Source organism: Dethiothermospora halolimnae (assembly GCF_037577855.1).
In the GTDB taxonomy this organism is placed as follows: domain Bacteria; phylum Bacillota; class Clostridia; order Tissierellales; family VENL01; genus Dethiothermospora; species Dethiothermospora halolimnae.
On the sequence record NZ_JBAKFX010000024.1, the window covers coordinates 1 to 19019 of the forward strand.

Consider the following 19019-nt stretch of genomic DNA (forward strand, 5'->3'; position numbering starts at 1 on the left):
ATAAAACATTAACTTAATTAATGTATATATATAAGAATATATCTTGCTAAAGGACACCTAGAAGGAAAAGCCTTTAGCAGTATTAGATATAAGGTTAGGGAGAGGTAACACTTCTAATTTTGTTGGGCTTAGTTACTATATGTAACTAAGACTTATCGAAAGATATGCGGAATTTGTAGTCAAGGGGCTACACCCTAGTAGCTGAATCCTGTGATGCTACCACTTTTATAAGAAGTGAAAAACTATAATTAATAATTTCTTATGATGTTATTTGATATAGTTTTAGAAACCAGGAGTAGGATTTGTTTTTTACACTATTACATAAAGACCTGAAAATGCTGTTGAGATATAAGGGAATACTGATTTTTTCCTTTGTTTTTTTAATACTTATATTAGCCCTATTGGGATTTATATTTGATGATGTAATGGAAAAAAATCAGTTAACTAATAAGGTAAGGATAGGTTTAGTAAGCCATGATAAATCAACAGCTACAAATATGCTAATATCAAACTTCGATAAAGATGAAAACTTTAATAGATTATTTGAGATTAAACAATATAGTATTAAGGAAGCTAAAGAAGAATTAAAAAAAGAAAATATAACGGGAATAGTTGAAGTACCTGGAGGATTTGCCAAGAGTTTAATGCGCTATGAAAACAATAAACTGAAAGTGACACTAAATAGTAATGACCCGTTAAAAAGTATTATGCTAAAGGAAGTAATGGAAAGCTATGCTAGGTTTGTAGTATCCACTGATGTATCAATCTATACTTTATATAATCAAATGAAAGAGATAGAACTATCAGATAAATCAATAGATCAGATAAATGAAGCATTCTCAATAGAGATGGTTTTTACTGCTTTGTCTAGGGGAAAACTTTTTTCCCGTAATGAAATAACCATTATTCCATCATCTAGCTCGATTCAATACTTCATTATAGCAATAGGGGTACTTATTATTATGTACATAGGACTCATAGGAACCAATGTAATAATATACGAAAGGGATAAGATGTGTTTATCTAGATATAAAGTATCTCCAAGTTCCATAATGGTGTTTATTTTTAGTAAAGTAGCTGCTCTATTTATACTAAGTTTAATTCAAATAACACTTTTAGTTCTACCAGTTAAATTTATACTAGATATTGATTTAAGTATTTTTACAATGAATAGTTTTCTGTTTTTATCTATTTCCCTTATAACAATTATTAGTTTATCTCTACTGTTTGGGACTTTTATAAAAACAGAAAAAATAGCTACATTAGTTGGGAACGTAGGCATATTTATTTTTGGAATACTAGGAGGTAGCTTTATCCCCCTTAAATTGATGCCAAAGTTAATACAAGATATATCAATGGTTACCCCTAATCACTGGATAATAAAAGGTTTTTTGTATGTGTTAAATGGACACAAACTTGGAGATATAAAAACAAGTATATTAGTCTTATTATCAGCATCTATAATTTTTATAATGTTATCTATATATAACTTAAAGGGAAGAAGGTGGTCTTATTAGTAAGATATTAAGCCTTTTAATATTACGGATAAAATTATTAATAGATAATAAATGGTTTTTGGCAATAAGTATAGTGTTACCCCTTATGTTTTTTTATTTTATAGGATTGATGTATGGCAGTGGAGATGAATATAGCAAAATACCAGTTGTTCTTATAGATGAAGACAATAGTGAATTCTCTAAGAGAATAATAGGAAATATAGAGGAAAATAACTTGATTAAGTCAATAAAGGTTTCAAAAAAAGAGGGTTTTGATCTATTAGATGATGATATGATTGAGGGTATATATATATTTAAAAAAGGATTAGAAGATAATATATTAGAGGAAAAAATAGAAGGAATTATAGGAGCTTATTATTTAGAAGATAGTTTTATAGCACCCGCCATAACAGATCTAATCGCGGCGGAGGTACTTCCTATTTTAGGAGAAATAAAGGCAGCAAATAAGTTGGTGGCTATATATAAAAGTCAAGATATAAATAATTATGAAAAGGCATTTGATAAATCATTAAGATACTCTGAGAAATTAAAGGAGAAAGAAAAGTTTAGGCTACCTATTAGCATAAAGACAATATCATCAGATAATAGAATTAAAAGAAATATAAAAATAGAAAATAGTATATTAACTAAAAAGTTTGCTTTAGGAATGGGACTTATTTTTACCAGTGTCTATTTGCTCTTTTGTTCCACAACAATAATTAGGGAAAGAAGGACAAGTGTATATAGTAGACTTAAAATCATAGGATATACTAGGTTTCAACTTACCGTTGCTAATCTTTTAGGAATTATGGTAGTAGGTGTGTTTCTTTTTGTAATTCAGTTTTTGATTATGGTTAGGTATTTTAGTGTAGAGGGAATATCAGATATACTTACAATTATGTTAATATATATAATATTTACATTCACCATATCAAACTTGGTACTGTTATTTACCAATATATTCAAGAGTCAAACAATATTACAAACATTTTCTCCATTGTTTATAACTGTTATGGGACTATTAAGTGGATGTTTTTTCAGTATAGATATATTTCCAGAGAAAATACAAGCAATAGCAAAGGTAATACCTATGTATTGGACATTAGATAGTCTAACGAAAATGACTATATATAGTCGAGGTTTTAATAGTATATTGGGGAGTTTAATAGCTGTATTCATAATGGGAACAATTATATTTGGAGTTAACTATATGGTTACTAATATAAAAACTTTAGAGTAATTATAAGTTCATTAATATATAAGCCATGAATATATTCAGAACGACTTTAGAACCATATAATACAGCCTTTGGCATAATAGGTCTTCTAAAAGAAGCCCTACATATAATTATGGGATCTCGAACTCCCTGATCTCTGCACTTTGTACTCTGAAAAGAACAAAGGAGCTCCAACAGCTCCTTTGTTCTTTTTCTTGCTTTAATAATATTTGTATAATAAAATATTATTAAAGATGAATATAATATAGATAAAATCTATTGGAAGAAGTGGTAATTTGTTTGCTAATACTGGGACTTTAAAAAATAGAGTATTAAAATTTTCTATGGCTATATTATATATAACATTAGCTTCCCAAATAGATATAGGACTTTTATTAACAGATTTTAGAGTTTCCCTTGGAATTGTTATGCTTACTATATTAATATATAAGGATAAAAGTTTAAATTCCCCTTTTTTAGGAGTAGTATCGGGTGTTTCTATTTATTTTTGGAGAATTATTTTATATTCTATGGCAAATGGAAAATATGGGGATGTTATATTAGCATATTTCCCGGAAATATTTTTTTATACTTTTTATGGGATGTTTTTCTGGATTTTAATAAGAAAGAAAAACATAGAGAATCTAAATAAACTATTTCTTGTTACATTTACTAGTGATTTTGTTGGAAATATTATAGAGGTTATTATCAGAACAGAAAACAATCTTGGGAATTTTAATATAAAGATTATAGAGGTACTAATATTAGCTGCTTTTATAAGGTCATCGATAATATGGCTTATATTAAATGCCTTTAAGCATTATAAAATACTACTTATGAAAGAGCGACATGAAAAACGATATAGGAATTTATTGCTCCTGACATCCCAACTTAAAACAGAAGCCTATTGGATGGAGCGGAATATGGACTATATAGAAAAGGTCATGGGAAATGCCTATGGATTGTTTGAGAAAATTCAAACTAATAAAGAACGGGAAAGTTGGGCAGAAACTTCAATAAATATAGCTAGGGATATTCACGAGATAAAAAAAGAGTATAAAATGGTTGTACATGGGGTAACAGAAATAACCGATGATAAGTTTAAAGATAAAGGAATGAGGTTTAAGGATATAATAAAGATTTTAGAAGATAGTATGAAAATACAGTTAAGTCATGAAAAATCAAATATTCAATTAAACTTTAATCTGGAAAAAGATTTTTATACAGATAAACATTATTGTTTAATGTCCATATTTAGAAATATTATTATGAATGGAATAGATGCAATAAAGGAGAAAAATAATAATGGCATTATAACATTTAATCATAACATTATAAAAGACAGACATGTGTTTAAGATAGCTGATAATGGATGTGGAATAGAGGAAAATAAAAGGGATCTTATATTTTCATCGGGATTTTCAACTAAAATAAATTATGATACAGGAGAAATAAATAGGGGATTAGGTTTAAGTTTAGTTAAAAACTTAGTGGATAACAAATTGAGAGGAACAATAAATTTAAAATCTAAAGTGGGAGCTGGAACTACTTTTATTATTTCAATTCCAAAAGAGTTTCTGGAGGGAAATTAAATGGATATTTTAATTGTTGAAGATGATATAAATATCATCATGATACTGGAAAAGATTGTTAAAGAAAGAAATTTAGGAAATGTGATAGATTATGTTCAAGATGGTAGTTTGGCTAAAGAAAGAATAAATACTTTAAATCCTAATGTAGTACTGGTAGATGTGTTAATGCCTGGTAAGGACGGAATAACTTTAGTAGAGGAAGTAAAAAAGGAAAACCCCGATATACAATTTATAATGATATCCCAAGTGACTTCTAAGGATATGATTGGAAAGGCTTATGAAAAAGGAGTGGAGTATTATGTAACCAAGCCGATAAATGCCGTTGAGATAGAATCGGTTATAAAAAAGGTCAAAGAGAAAATAAATATTAGCAGTACTTTAAATAAGATTCAAAACTTAATAGGTGATAATAGTAAAAAAGATACTGTTAATAAAGAAAATTATGAGGTGAAAATAAAAAGAATTATGCATAATATAGGCATAATGGGAGAAGCGGGTAGTAAAGATATAATAAATATAACCAAGTATCTATTGGAAACAGAAAAAAGTATTTCAAATATAACGATGAAAGAACTTTTAAAGAAGTTTTCTGATAATCCTAAGTCTATGGAACAAAGATTAAGAAGAGCAGCTAAAAATGGAATGACTAATATAGCTAATCTTGGAATAGAAGATTATATGAATGAATATTTTATAGAATATTCTAATGGTCTTTATAACTTTGAACAGGTAAAGGCAGAAATGGATTATATAAGGGATAAAAGTAGTAAAAAGGGAAAGGTGAATTTGAAAAAGTTTATAGATAGTATGGTTTTTTACTGTAAAAGATAAAAATTTAACAAAATAATTTAACATATTGAAGTTTAAAGAAGTTTTTTGTAACTCCTAGTTTAAAATTATAATAAATAAATTTAAACTAGGAGGTTTTAATTTATATGGCTAATGACCAGATTATAAAAATTATAGAGGCCATTAATGGAGTTTTATGGGGGCCAGTAATGCTTTTCCTACTTTTAGGAACAGGAATTATATTTACATTTAGACTTAAGTTTTTACAGGTTACAAAATTAAAAACTATATTTAAAGAAACTTTTAGTAAAGAGGAAAACGATTCCCAAGAAGATAATGATGAAGAAGGTTTATCTTCATTTCAATCCCTTGCAACAGCCATAGCAGGACAAGTTGGAACAGGAAATCTAGCAGGGGTTGCAACAGCCATAGCAGCCGGTGGACCTGGATCAATATTTTGGATGTGGATAAGTGGATTCTTCGGGATGGGAACAATATTTGCAGAGGCAGTATTAGCTCAGATTTTTAATAGGAAGAAGGATGGAGAATTAGTAGGAGGACCTGCTTACTATTTGAGAAATGGGTTAAAAAGTAAGTTTTTAGCAGGATTCTTTGCCATATCCATAGTTCTTGCCCTAGGAATCATGGGAAATATAGTTCAATCTAATTCTATAGCCCTTGCTGTTAATAATGCTTTTAATGTTCCTAAGATAGCCGTCGGAGTAGTAGTTGCTGCATTAGCGTCATTAATACTTGTAGGTGGAGTTAAACGTATAGGTAAATTTACAGAGAAAGTGGTGCCAATTATGGCAGCTTTATATATATTAGGTGGTATTACAATAGTTATAATAAACTTTGAGCACTTCTTACCTGCATTAAAGATGATAGTTTATGGGGCTTTTAATCCAAAGGCAGCAACTGGTGGATTTATTGGTGCAACTGTAAAGGAAACCTTTAGATATGGTATAGCTAGAGGATTATTCTCTAATGAGGCAGGTATGGGTTCTACACCCCATGCCCATGCAGTGGCTAAAGTAAAACATCCAGTAAAACAAGGTTTTGTTTCTATGTTAGGGGTTATAATAGATACTGGCATAGTTTGTACATTGACGGCCCTAGTTATTCTAACAACTGGAGCAATGGAAACCGGTTTAACAGGGGCAGAGTTAACCCAAGAAGGTTTTTATTTAGGATTTAGTAGCTTAGGTAATTTTGGAACATATTTTATTGCAATATGTTTATTCTTCTTTGCGTTCTCTACAATAATAGGATGGTATTTCTTCGGAGAGTTAAACATAAAGTTCCTATTTGGTAAAAAAGGTGTAAAAATTTATATGCCCATAGTACTTATAGGTATAGTGATAGGTACCATATTAGATGTGGAACTTGTATGGAGTTTAGCAGATACCTTTAATGGTCTTATGATAATACCTAACCTAATAGGACTGGTAGCATTAAGTGGAATGGTAATTAAAGCAGTAAATGACTATAAATCCAAATATGAAGATAATTGTGAAGAGGATGAATATGAAGAAAAAGTAAGTTAATTGTTTTGATTAAAGAATAAATAATAGAGAATAAAAAATAGATATGAAACTATGCACATATTGTTGTTGGGGGATTTGTAATCCCCCAACTTTTTTTTTATTTCTCTTTAACTATCTGATAAAATATAAACTGAGTCAAATAATATACTAAAAAGGTGATATCATGAGATGGAATGATAAAAGATACCATACATTAAACTACGAGCTAAGAAAGAAGTTCGGTTGTAAAGTTTTTAAATTATCATTAGATGGTGGATTTACCTGTCCAAACAGGGATGGTACCATTGGAAATAGAGGTTGTTTATTTTGTAGTGAAGAAGGTTCTGGAGAGTTTGCAGCCCCTAAAGAACTAGATATAAAAGAACAAATAAATGATCAAATAAAATTTTTAGCTCCAAAGTGGAAAACAGGAAGATATATAGCATATTTTCAGAACTTCACCAATACCTATGGGCCAATTGGAAAACTGCAAAGAATATATAATGAAGCTTTGGAGTGTGAAGGAATAGTAGGCATAGCCATAGCAACAAGGCCAGATTGTTTAACAGAAGAAGTATTGAACCTACTAGAGGAATTGAATAAAAAAACTTATCTTTGGATAGAACTTGGTCTTCAAACTATTCATGAAGATACAGCCAGATTAATAAGACGGGGATATGATATATATTGTTTTGAAAAAGCAGTAGAGAATTTAAGAAAAAGAGGTATAGATATAGTAACTCATCTGATAATAGGACTTCCAAATGAGAGTAAAGAAGAGATATTAAAATCAGTTAAATATATAGCAAATAAAGGTATACAAGGAGTTAAACTTCATCTTATGCATATACTAAAGGGGACTGACCTTTATAATTATTACAAAGTAAATCCCTTTCCCTTATTAGAAAAAGATGAATATATATCTATTATCGCAGATGCCTTAGAGTTACTACCACCGGAAATGGTTATTCATAGAGTAACCGGAGATGGAGCAAAGGATTTACTTGTGGGACCAAGATGGAGTCTTCATAAATTAGCAGTGATAAGTGGAATAGATAGGGAGCTTAAGGATAGAGATAGTTATCAAGGCAAAAATTATAATAAATAGTCGCCTAAGTAATAGAAAATATCCGGCAATCCCTTATTACAGTTGAGAATTGACAGTTGACAATGGAAAGTTAAGGTGCAAATCGGCTAAGGACGATTTGAATATAATATTTTACGAATGAAGTGAGTAAAATCACCTTTAACTGTCAATTCTCAATTGTCCACTGTCAATTATTTAATACTCTCTGCTCAGTCTAAAGTCATTTATAGTTGCTGGGAGCTTGGTAATCCCTGGGCTTATTTAACTTTCAAACTCCTAAGCCTGTTAATTGCCGATGCCAGTTCTTGTTTTCTAGGTAAGGCTAAGTTTCCTGGATGTTGTCCATAATAGGGTGATACCACATCTAAACCATTTTTATCTATCTCACTATAGAGTTTATCTATAAGTGCATTAATGGGAGTTCTTTCGTCATTTAGATTACTTGCAATATAATCTATCATATAGGCGATAGCATTTGTTTGACTACTATCTATAACTTGTTCCACAAAGGACAACTCTATTGAATCTCTACCATATATAATAGTATGGAGTCCCTTATTTGCAACCTTCTTTTTTCTACCTTTAAAGGGTTTAAAGCTATGTTTTGATAGTATACGGTTAGATAAATCACCGAAGCTTCCTCCACCTTCTTTTATTCTCTTATTATCTAACCTTTCAGATATGGATTTAGCTTTTTCAGTTACATCAATAGGTTTATACTCATCCATCATGATAATATTATCGGCCACATCAAAATAATCACCGGAACCACCTATAACCAATATAGTGGAAACCCCATAATCTTCATATAATTGTCTTACCTTATCAATAAAAGGTGTAATAGGCTCCTTATCCTTAGCAACCAGTTCTTGCATTCTTCCGTCCCTTATCATAAAGTTAGTTGCACTGGTGTCTTCGTCAATAAGTAATAATTTGCTTTGTACTTCCAAGGCCTCCATTATATTAGCTGCCTGGGAGGTACTACCACTGGCATCTTCAGAGGAAAATCTCTCAGTATCTTTACCAAAGGGTAGTTTTGAGATAAAAGGTGATATATTCACCTTTTCAACTCTTCTTCCATCTTCAGCTCTAATTTTAAAAGCACTAGATTCAGTTATAACATATTCTCTACCATCACCTAAAATGTGATTATATATTCCCCTTTCTATAGCTTTTAAAACTGTACTTTTACCATTATAGCCTCCACCTACTATAAGACTTACACCCTTAGGTATAGCCATGCCTTTAATAGGTTCACTATGGGGTATAGGAATCTCAATTTCTAAGGATTTTGGAGAAATAAAAGGTATAACATTATTCCCTTCTAAAGGTCTATTACTAATCCCACTTTTCCTAGGCAAAATAGAGTTGTTTGCTATAAATGATACATAATCATTTTCTTTTAAAAACTCTCTAATAGCATGCTGCTGGTCTATTAATTTAAGTTGCTTGATTAAATCATCTTTATTAAACTTTAGCACTCCACTTCTAACAATATTAGGTATATTGGTACAAAGCATTTTTATAGCTTCAGAAGATATTATTCTTCTTCCCTTAGCCGGTAAACCTAGGGATAATCTAATCTCTATTTTATTATCATCAACTTTAGCCGATGTCCTATTTAATATCTCTTGACCCGGGGAGTCTATTAAAATAAGTCCACTTTTTCCAGAACCCCGTCTACCTTTTTTTTCTTTTTTTATTTCCTTTGATATTTCCCTGGTAATGAAGTCCTCAAAGGCTATTTTTCTATGGGGTGAATCATACCATTCTTTATTATATTGTGCCACTTTTTTAGGAACTTCCACCCTAATTCTAGATGGATTTGCAAAGGGATCAGGCTGAACATAATCTATATGAAGGGTAAAATCCCTATCTTTATAAGTGCCTTGAATACTTTTATATGCCTTATATCCCCTTTTATCGATTTGTCTTAATCTTTCTTGTAAGTGTTTCAAAAAAATCCTCCTTTTAAATCTGTTGATATCATAGTTGCTGAGAAATTCCCAATCCCCCAGCTTATTAATATTATAACAAATAGACGGGGAATTATAAAAAATATATGGATATATATATACTTATAATTAAAAATTGTAACTGTTTTGTTACTATTTATATACAAATTAAATATATAATGGAGATATCCCGAGGGAAGATATATTAAAATTAATAAACTTTGTTACTTACTAAAAGAATTCTACTTTTAGAATTCCCTTAGTTTGATAAACCCCATTCGAAAACAAGGAAAACCAATTGGTTTCCCTTGTTTTTTTATTTTCTTTCTTCATATGTAACGGTAGCTGTATACATACTTCCATATTGTTGATAATCAATATCTATTACTTCTAATATCTCTTCTTCATGCTCTTCAATCCAGTTATTAATTAAATCATTTAAAGTATTCCCATCAGTATTATCCACTATGGTTACATGTTTCATAAGATACGCCCCTTTAATTTATTTATTAATATAAATATATGAATAATAGATGAAAAAAGTCATTATTTTTTATTATTGTTTAGAAAAGTTAAATTTTTTATAAAAATTTTGGTTGCTGGGGGATTCGTAATCCCCCAGCTTATTGAAGTCCTACATAAATTTATGGATTCACCAACTCACTGCATCTTCCATTCTCCAAAGAACAAAGAACGGGCAAAGGCTCCTTTGTTAAATATTTTAGAAAAATACCTCTTGACTTTTTAATATTACAGTTGTAATATTAAAACAAGATAAATATTACAACTGTAATACTAAAAAATATTAAGGGGGAAATTTGATGAAGATTAAACTTGGAATTTTATTTTTAGGAGTTTGTTTATTATGTTCATGTGGACAAAAGAACTTTATGGAGGAGTACTTTGATAAAAACGAGGTGGATGGAACAATAATTATATCTTCGTTAAAAACAGATAAAGAATATGTGTACAATTCTACAAGAAGTGAAAAGAAGTTTTTACCGGCTTCTACCTTTAAAATATTAAATACTTTAATAGCTTTAGAAGAGAATGTAGTTAAAGATGAATATGATATTATTAAATGGGATGGTAAAGATAAGGGATTAAAACAATGGAATAAAGATCAATGCATTTCTACGGCATTACCTGAAAGTTGTGTGTGGTTTTATCAAGAGATAGCTAAAGAAGTAGGGCTAGAAAAATATGGCGAATATTTGACAAAGTTACAATATGGCAATAGTAAAACTGGGGATAAAGTAGATACATTTTGGCTTGAGGGAGATATACGTATATCAGCAAGGGAACAAATAGATTTTTTAAAGAATATATATAATGAAAGCTATGAATTTGATAAAGAAAATTATAAAATATTAAAAAAGGCAATGATAGTGGAAGAAACACCGAAGTATGTTATAAGGGCAAAAACCGGTTGGGCTTTAAGGGTTAGTCCTCAAATAGGCTGGTATGTAGGATATGTGGAAACAGAGAATGATGTGTGGTTTTTTGCATGCAATATTGATATTGAAGATAAATCATATAGTAAATTTAGAAAAGAAATTGTTTATAATGGACTAAAGGAATTAAAAATAATAGAATGATATGGGAACACTTACTCCCTATTTATTATAAGTTGAGGAGGATGATAGGATGAAGAAGGGCACCCAGATATCTGATACAGAGTGGACTGTGATGAAAGTAATTTGGAAAGACTCACCTATAACTGCTAATGAAGTCATTGAAGGGTTAGAAGAGTCTACCGATTGGAGTGATAGGACTATTAGGACTCTATTAAATAGACTTGTGAAAAAGAAAGTAATATCCTACAAAAAAGATGGGCGAAGATATTTGTATTATCCTATTGTTACAGAAAATGAATGTATAAAAAAGGAAAACAAGTCTTTTTTAAATCGGGTTTATAGCGGAGCAGTAACTTTAATGTTTGCAAAGTTTTTAGAAGAGGAGTCCTTAAGTGACAAAGAGATTGAAGAACTTAAAGAAATTCTTGATAAGAAAAAAAAGAGATAAAGGGGTAGCTAAAAATGAAAGATGTCTCTATAGGGTTAATTTATTCTTCATTAATGGGAAGTGGGTTAGTAGTTTTTATTTTGCTAATTAGGAGAATATTTAAAGGTAAGTTTGGAGCAAGATGGAATTATTACATTTGGTTTTTGGTGTGCTTTAGACTTATAATCCCATATGCCCCCCAAACAAGCTTTAGTATATTTAATGTTTATAGGTACTTTAAAAACTTAATCACAATGAACAATCGTGGTGCTGGTATAAATAATGTTTTTAAAGGGAGTCAACAATCCAACATTAATACATATGTAGATAAATCTATGAATTTAGGACCTGACTATTCATTATCCATTGGCAACGAACAATCTATAGATTATTTGAAATTGTTTTTTATAATTTGGTTGTTGGGAACTATAACATATTCTATAGTTTTATTAGTACATAATATACGAATATATAAAGAGGTGGAGAGGGACAAGGGTAGTTTGGATAATAATATTATTAGAGTTGTTGAGAATTGTAAATCTAAAATGGGAATAGAAAAATACATAGAAGTAGCCTGTACTACCAAATTTAAAACACCTATAATATTTGGTGCTTTAAGTCCCATATTATTACTACCCAAGGATGCCATAAAGAAGTTGAATAGAGAAGAGTTAGAATATATAATATTTCATGAACTAGCCCACTATAAAAGAAAGGATGTATTAATTAATTGGATATCTATTATTATTCAAGTAATTCATTGGTTTAATCCAGTAATATGGTATACTTTTTATAAAATGCGACAGGATAGAGAAATAGCCTGTGATGCATATGTTCTTTGTTACTTAAAACCTAAAGAATACAAGAAATATGGTGAAACTATTATTACCATGTTGCAAAATATATCTTTTTCACCTTCTATACCCATGATAACGGGTTTTAGTAGTAATAAATATCATATCAAGCAAAGAATTAGTATGATTGCAAGTTTCGATAGAGAAATAAACAGAATAAGACCTGGTAAAATAATTGTTTTTATATTATTAGCATGTATTTTATTAACCAACGGCAAAGGCATGTCTGATGCAGCTATAGGAGAAGGTACATCAGAAAGTCCCATAAATGTTCAATATGAAGATTTAAGTAATTACTTTACAGGTTATGATGGAAGTTTTGTTATGTTAGATAAGAGAGAAAATAAATATAGAGTATATAATAAAATTAAAAGTGAAAAAAGGGTTTCTCCATGCTCTACCTTCAAAATAATAATATCACTAATTGGGTTAGAATATGATATTATAAACGACAAGGATAATAAACTAGAATGGAATGGTTATAAGTATCCCATTAAGCCTTGGAATCAAGATCATACTCTTTTAACTGCAATGAAATACTCTGTAAATTGGTATTTTGAAAGGGTAAGTGGAGATATAGGGAAAAAAATTATGAAGGATAATATTGATATTATGGGATATGGAAATAAAGATATTTCCGGTGGAATAAGGGAGTTTTGGGCACAGTCATCATTAAAAATATCTCCAATAGAACAGATAGATATACTTAAAAAGATATATAATTATAAAGTTCCTATTTCACCTGAAAACATTGATATAGTAAAAGAAACATTAAAAATTTCTGATGATGGAGAAACTATTCTATCAGGGAAAACAGGTTCAGGAACTATGAACAATAAAAATGTAAATGGATGGTTTATAGGTTATGTAGAAAAAAATAACAATGTATATTTCTTTGCTTTAAATATTGAAGGAAAGGATAGGGCTGATGGAGCTAGCGCTCGTAAAATAGCTTTAGATATTTTGAAAGATAAGGGATTATACTAGAATTACTAAAATTTTTTAGCCTCAACTTTGTAGTATGTTTATATATTATAGAGGAGAGGCTATGATACTTTTACTATCTATTATTTTTGACTTTGGGTATATTTGTAAATGTCTATTCATAGTATACAGTATATGTTGTCTGGTATTAAGAATATAAGTCTAACTAAACCTTGTACTTTGCATTGAACAAAGAAGGAAGAAAGTCGCCTTTGTTCTACTTGACATATGAACGAACGTTCACTATAATGGAATTATTATGAATTAATGAAATAAAATCCACTAGATTTGGAGTGAAAATAAGATGGAACAACTTAGTGACACTAAGCAAAGGATTTTAGATGTGTCCCTTAAATTATTTTCTCAAAATGGCTATAGTGCCACATCTGTTAGGGAGATAGCAAGAAATGTTGGTGTAAGAGAAAGTGCTATATACAATCATTTTAGAGGTAAGGACGATATAATAGAGACACTTTTTAATATTTATGGTTGGGGAAAGGCCCAAAGATATATAGATAAGTTAAAGGATGATAATAAACTTTTAGATGATCCTAAAAATTATTTTAAATCAATAATATTAGATGGAATTTTAGACATCGTATGCAATGAAGAAGGGAATAAATTCAAAAAAGTAGTTATGATGGAAATGTTCTGTACCGATACAGCAAGAAATATAGTAAATAAAGAACTATTTTCAAAAGCTAGAGAATACTTGTCAGAAATTTTTAATGAAATGATGTCGGCAGGGGTAATTAAAAGATGTAACCCATTTACATTATCAAATCAGTTTTTAGCACCACTTATGTTTATAAATTTAGAGTATTTACTTAATGAGAAAAAAGGAGTAAACTATTTTAAAAAGGAAATAGAAGCACATATTGATTTTTTCTGGCAAACTGTTAGTCTATAAATATAAAGTACGGAACTTTGTGGGGGTGCAAAATTAATGTATAATACATTAAAAGTTGGACTAGACGTTGGTTCAACAACTGTAAAGTTAGTAGTATTAAATCGAAATAATAATATAATTTTTAAAGAATATAAAAGACATTATTCAGATATTAAAAATGCTGTTATAAATATTTTTAAAAATGCAGAAAAAATTCTAAGAAATAGCAGTATTGATATAGTAATAACCGGTTCAGGAGGACTGGGTATATCGGAAAAATTAGGTGTAAATTTTGTTCAAGAGGTTATAGCATGTACCACTACTGTGGAAAATATTATTCCTGAAACCGACGTGGCTATAGAACTTGGTGGAGAGGATGCTAAAATAACATATTTTGGAGAGTCCATAGAACAAAGAATGAATGGAACCTGTGCAGGGGGGACTGGAGCCTTTATTGATCAAATGGCTGTATTACTTCAGACCGATGCAGAGGGGCTTAATAATCTGGCTAAGGAGTATAATACTATATATCCTGTGGCCTCAAGATGTGGAGTATTTGCTAAGACAGACATCCAACCATTATTAAACGAAGGGGCAAATAAAGAGGATATAGCTGTATCGGTTTTACAGGCTGTAGTAAATCAGACAATAAGTGGTCTTGCCCAAGGAAGACCCATAAGGGGAAATGTTGCTTTTTTAGGTGGTCCATTATATTTTATGTCAGAACTTAGAAAAAGGTTTATAGACACATTAAAATTGGAGGATCAAAATATAGTATTTCCAGAGAATTCACAGTTTTTTGTGGCATTAGGAGCTGCACTATCGGCAGATAAGGAAAATGCTATCAAGTTTAAAGATTTCTATAAGCGCATAGCAGATATAGATAAGGTAGAAAGTGATAATAAAACACTAGATCCCCTATTTAAAGATGAAGATGACTATAAAAGATTTAAGGAAAGACACAATAAGAATAAAGTAAAAAGAGTTGATCTATCAACTTATGAAGGAAATGCATTTTTGGGTATAGATGCGGGTTCAACGACTACTAAGGTTTCCCTTATAGATGAAAATGGAGGTTTATTATATTCATATTATGATAGTAATAAAGGTAGGCCTTTAAAATCTACAATTGAAGCTTTAAAGGAATTATATTCAAAACTTAATAATAAGACTAAAATAGTCAACTCTGCAGTAACCGGCTATGGAGAACATCTAATAAAATCAGCATTAAAGATAGACATAGGAGAAATAGAAACCGTTGCCCATTATAAGGGAGCAGACTTTTTCTTACCAGGGGTAGACTTTGTCCTTGACATAGGTGGACAAGATATGAAGAGTTTAAAAATAAATAATGGTGTGATAGATTCTATCATGTTAAATGAGGCTTGTTCATCAGGATGTGGTTCTTTTATTGAAACCTTTGCAAAATCTTTAAATATGGATGTGAAGGAATTTGCAAAGACTGGGATAAAATCTAAAAATCCTGTTGATTTAGGAACTAGGTGTACCGTTTTTATGAATTCCAAGGTAAAGCAGGCACAGAAAGAAGGCGCAACCGTTGCAGATATATCTGCTGGAATTTCAACTTCAGTTATAAAAAATGCACTATATAAAGTAATAAAGCTGAGAAGTCCAGAACAATTAGGAGAAAAATTAGTAGTACAGGGTGGAACTTTTTATAATGAAGCGGTGTTAAGGTCATTAGAAAAGATATCCGGTAGAGAGGTTGTACGTCCAGATATAGCAGGTATTATGGGAGCCTTTGGAGCAGCCCTTATTGCCAGGGAAAGATATAGAGAAGGATATGAAACTACATTGCTTAATAAAGACGAGTTAAAAGAATTTAAAACAGAAACGGATATGGAGCGTTGTGGATTGTGCGGCAATAATTGCCTTTTAACTATAAATAAATTTTCCGATGGACGTAGATTTATATCGGGGAATAGATGTGAAAGGGGAACGGGAGTAGAAAAGAAAAATAATGATGCTCCAAATATATTTGAATATAAATATAAAAGGCTATTTTCCTATAAGTCTTTATCAGAAAGTGAAGCTAAAAGGGGAACTATAGGGATACCTAGGGTATTAAACATGTATGAAGACTATCCATTTTGGCACAAACTATTTACAGAACTTGGATACAGGGTGGTTATCTCTAGGCGTTCTTCCAAAGGGGTTTATGAACTTGGAATGGAAACTATACCATCGGAATCGGTTTGTTATCCTGCGAAAATATCCCATGGGCATATACAGGATTTAATAAATAGGGGAGTAACAAAGATATTTTATCCTTCAATACCATATAACAGTAAAGAGGACAAAGAAGCTAATAATAACTATAATTGTCCCATTGTAATATCCTACCCAGAGACTATAAATGCGAATATGGACGTTTTGAAAGAAGATAATATAACCTTCTATCATCCATTTTTACCAATTGATGATGAAAAAAGGATGACAAAACGGCTTATAGAAGAGTTAAGTGTTGAAGGAATTTCTAAATCTGAAATAGTAGAAGCAACTAAAAAGGCTTATGGGGAACGAAATAGATATAAAGAAGATATAAGAAATAAAGGTGAAGAAATATTAAAATATATAAATGACAATAATATTAAAGGGATTGTACTTACAGGGAGGCCCTATCATCTTGATCCAGAAATAAACCATGGAATACCTGAGATGATCAATTCCTTTGGTTTTGCCATATTAACAGAAGATGCCATAAGTCATCTAGCAAAACCAGAAAGACCCCTTAGAGTTGTTGACCAATGGGTATATCATTCTAGGATGTATTCGGCGGCCACCTATGTGGCTAAAAGTAAAAACCTGGAGTTAGTTCAGCTAAACTCCTTTGGCTGTGGACTAGATGCTGTAACAACTGATCAAGTTGAAGAGATTTTAGAGGGATATGGAAAAATATATACATTACTTAAAATAGATGAAATTAATAATTTAGGGGCTGCAAGAATTCGTATCCGTTCCTTAATGGCTGCAATAAAAGAACGGGATAAGAAAGCTTTTGAACCTAAGAAACTATACAATCTACCGGAAAAAGTGAAGTTTACAAAGGAAATGAAGGAGAAACATACCATATTGGCACCCCAGATGTCACCGATTCATTTCCAATTTTTAAGAACTGCTGTGAAAAAGGCTGGATATAATATGGAGATACTACCTTCAGTTGATAAGAAAGCTATAGATGAAGGTCTTAAATATGTTAATAATGATGCTTGTTATCCTTCCATTATAGTTACCGGTCAACTTATGGAGGCATTAAAGTCGGGGAAATATGATCTAGACAATACCTCAGTTATAATAAGTCAAACTGGAGGGGGATGTAGGGCTACTAACTATATAGCATTTATAAGAAAAGCCCTTAAAGATTCAGGAATGGAACATATACCTGTAATATCATTAAATGCATCGGGACTTGAAAAGAATCCAGGTTTTAAAATATCACCGTCCATGGGAAGGGATATGCTTATAGCATTATTATATGGAGATATATTAATGAGGGTGCTATACAAGGTAAGACCCTATGAAAAGATACCCGGGTCTGCCAATAAGCTTTATGAACAGTGGGTTAAAAAATGCAAAAAATCTATGGAAAAATGGAGCATGAAAAGGTTTAAAGAAAATCTCTATGGTATAGTTAATGATTTTGATAACCTAGAGTTAGATAATAATATAGTGAAGCCTAAAGTGGGGGTAGTTGGAGAAATACTTGTAAAGTTTCATCCTACTGCTAATAATGATATTGTGGGAATTTTGGAAGAAGAAGGGGCAGAGGCTGTTGTTCCTGATTTAACTGATTTCTTCTTATATGGAGCATATAGTAAAGATTTCAATCATAAAAAGTTATCTGGGAGTTTTAAACAAAAAGTATCCGGTAGCCTTTCTATTAAGGCTATAGAATATTTTAGAAAGCCCATGAGAAAAGCTTTAGAGAAAAGTAAAAGATTTGAGGCACCAAAACCAATAGAGGAATTGGCAGAAGGTGCTAAAAGACACCTATCTATTGGAAATCAAACTGGGGAAGGTTGGTTTTTAACAGCAGAGATGGTGGAACTTATAGAAAGTGGAGTTAATAATATAGCATGCTTACAACCCTTTGCTTGTTTACCAAATCATATAACAGGCAAGGGTATGATTAAGGAGTTAAGAAGGGCTTATCCAAAGTCCAATATAGCTGCCATAGATTATGATCCTGGAGCCAGTGAAGTGAACCAGATTAATCGTATAAAATTAATGCTTTCCGTTGCATTTAAAAGCTTAGAGGAAGAGGAAAAGGATAGAAAGGAAATACAGGAAGCAGAAGAGAGTATAGCAGCGACTAGATAAAGAAGAAAGTAGAAAGAAGAAATTTAAAGGCAAAGAATAAAGAATAGAGAGTAAAGAATAGATAAGGTAACCTTCGACTGAAGTCGAAGGTCTCTATATTAAAGAAGATAGGGACTGGGCATGGCTAGTTTAAATTTTTAAAAGGACTGTAGATAGTTGAGTGTAAATCACTAACTTTCTAAGGTCCTTTATTTTACATATTTATTGGCGAAGAGGAATATAATAGAAATAAAAAATTGACTCTAGTCAGTTTTTATGATATTCTATAAATAACTAAACTGACTAG

13 protein-coding genes are annotated in these 19019 nt (G+C 30.8%); 11 read left to right on the forward strand and 2 right to left on the reverse strand.

Going from position 1 to position 19019, the window contains the following annotated elements:
• The first annotated feature begins 335 nt into the window (after positions 1 to 335).
• The 6 genes from V6137_RS10825 (at position 336) to mnmL (ending at position 7727) form a co-directional block, all read left to right on the forward strand.
• Positions 336 to 1517: an ABC transporter permease gene (locus V6137_RS10825; protein ID WP_425447948.1), complete on the forward strand. Its 1182-nt coding sequence runs from the start codon at positions 336 to 338 to the stop codon at positions 1515 to 1517.
• Positions 1518 to 1575: 58 nt separating this feature from the next.
• Positions 1576 to 2736 carry an ABC transporter permease gene (locus V6137_RS10830; protein ID WP_425447949.1) on the forward strand — a complete coding sequence of 387 codons (1161 nt, stop codon included), beginning with the start codon at positions 1576 to 1578 and terminating at the stop codon, positions 2734 to 2736.
• A gap of 320 nt (positions 2737 to 3056) precedes the next feature.
• The gene (locus V6137_RS10835; RefSeq protein WP_425447950.1) at positions 3057 to 4304 is read left to right on the forward strand and encodes a sensor histidine kinase; all 1248 of its coding nucleotides are present in this window, start codon (positions 3057 to 3059) and stop codon (positions 4302 to 4304) included.
• Positions 4305 to 5135 carry a response regulator gene (locus tag V6137_RS10840; RefSeq protein ID WP_425447951.1) on the forward strand — a complete coding sequence of 277 codons (831 nt, stop codon included), beginning with the start codon at positions 4305 to 4307 and terminating at the stop codon, positions 5133 to 5135. It abuts the gene before it with no gap.
• Between the two features lie 104 nt (positions 5136 to 5239).
• Positions 5240 to 6640, forward strand: a complete 1401-nt coding sequence (locus tag V6137_RS10845; RefSeq protein WP_425447952.1) for an alanine/glycine:cation symporter family protein — start codon at positions 5240 to 5242, stop codon at positions 6638 to 6640.
• A gap of 163 nt (positions 6641 to 6803) precedes the next feature.
• The gene (gene mnmL / locus V6137_RS10850) at positions 6804 to 7727 is read left to right on the forward strand and encodes a tRNA modification radical SAM protein MnmL/YtqA (RefSeq protein WP_425447953.1); all 924 of its coding nucleotides are present in this window, start codon (positions 6804 to 6806) and stop codon (positions 7725 to 7727) included.
• A gap of 236 nt (positions 7728 to 7963) precedes the next feature.
• Here mnmL and V6137_RS10855 read toward each other — a convergent pair whose 3' ends face one another.
• Positions 7964 to 9664: an ABC-ATPase domain-containing protein gene (locus V6137_RS10855; RefSeq protein WP_425447954.1), complete on the reverse strand. Its 1701-nt coding sequence runs from the start codon at positions 9662 to 9664 to the stop codon at positions 7964 to 7966.
• A 313-nt stretch (positions 9665 to 9977) separates the two neighbouring features.
• Positions 9978 to 10145, reverse strand: coding sequence for a hypothetical protein (locus V6137_RS10860; protein ID WP_425447955.1), 168 nt, complete (start codon positions 10143 to 10145; stop codon positions 9978 to 9980).
• Positions 10146 to 10482: 337 nt separating this feature from the next.
• On the opposite strand from V6137_RS10860, the gene blaOXA reads away from it, so the two are divergent.
• From blaOXA to V6137_RS10885, 5 genes are all read left to right on the forward strand, one after another.
• Entirely contained in the window at positions 10483 to 11259 is a 777-nt protein-coding gene (gene blaOXA / locus V6137_RS10865) for a class D beta-lactamase (RefSeq protein WP_425447956.1), read from the forward strand.
• A 49-nt stretch (positions 11260 to 11308) separates the two neighbouring features.
• A complete protein-coding gene (locus tag V6137_RS10870) occupies positions 11309 to 11686 on the forward strand; it encodes a BlaI/MecI/CopY family transcriptional regulator (RefSeq protein ID WP_425447957.1) in 378 nt (125 codons plus the stop codon).
• Positions 11687 to 11700: 14 nt separating this feature from the next.
• Positions 11701 to 13506: a BlaR1 family beta-lactam sensor/signal transducer gene (locus V6137_RS10875; RefSeq protein WP_425447958.1), complete on the forward strand. Its 1806-nt coding sequence runs from the start codon at positions 11701 to 11703 to the stop codon at positions 13504 to 13506.
• A 301-nt stretch (positions 13507 to 13807) separates the two neighbouring features.
• Complete coding sequence (locus V6137_RS10880; RefSeq protein WP_425447959.1) at positions 13808 to 14413, forward strand: TetR/AcrR family transcriptional regulator; 606 nt, start codon at positions 13808 to 13810, stop codon at positions 14411 to 14413.
• 36 nt (positions 14414 to 14449) lie between these two features.
• Positions 14450 to 18733: an acyl-CoA dehydratase activase-related protein gene (locus tag V6137_RS10885; protein WP_425447960.1), complete on the forward strand. Its 4284-nt coding sequence runs from the start codon at positions 14450 to 14452 to the stop codon at positions 18731 to 18733.
• Positions 18734 to 19019: the final 286 nt, after the last annotated feature.

Coding starts and splice junctions, on each gene's coding strand:
- V6137_RS10825 (WP_425447948.1), top strand. CDS start 336: ATGCTGTTGAGATATAAGGGAATACTGATTTTTTCCTTTGTTTTTTTA.
- V6137_RS10835 (WP_425447950.1), top strand. CDS start 3,057: ATGGCTATATTATATATAACATTAGCTTCCCAAATAGATATAGGACTT.
- V6137_RS10840 (WP_425447951.1), top strand. CDS start 4,305: ATGGATATTTTAATTGTTGAAGATGATATAAATATCATCATGATACTG.
- V6137_RS10845 (WP_425447952.1), top strand. CDS start 5,240: ATGGCTAATGACCAGATTATAAAAATTATAGAGGCCATTAATGGAGTT.
- mnmL (WP_425447953.1), top strand. CDS start 6,804: ATGAGATGGAATGATAAAAGATACCATACATTAAACTACGAGCTAAGA.
- V6137_RS10860 (WP_425447955.1), bottom strand. CDS start 10,145: ATGAAACATGTAACCATAGTGGATAATACTGATGGGAATACTTTAAAT.
- blaOXA (WP_425447956.1), top strand. CDS start 10,483: ATGAAGATTAAACTTGGAATTTTATTTTTAGGAGTTTGTTTATTATGT.
- V6137_RS10870 (WP_425447957.1), top strand. CDS start 11,309: ATGAAGAAGGGCACCCAGATATCTGATACAGAGTGGACTGTGATGAAA.
- V6137_RS10875 (WP_425447958.1), top strand. CDS start 11,701: ATGAAAGATGTCTCTATAGGGTTAATTTATTCTTCATTAATGGGAAGT.
- V6137_RS10880 (WP_425447959.1), top strand. CDS start 13,808: ATGGAACAACTTAGTGACACTAAGCAAAGGATTTTAGATGTGTCCCTT.
- V6137_RS10885 (WP_425447960.1), top strand. CDS start 14,450: ATGTATAATACATTAAAAGTTGGACTAGACGTTGGTTCAACAACTGTA.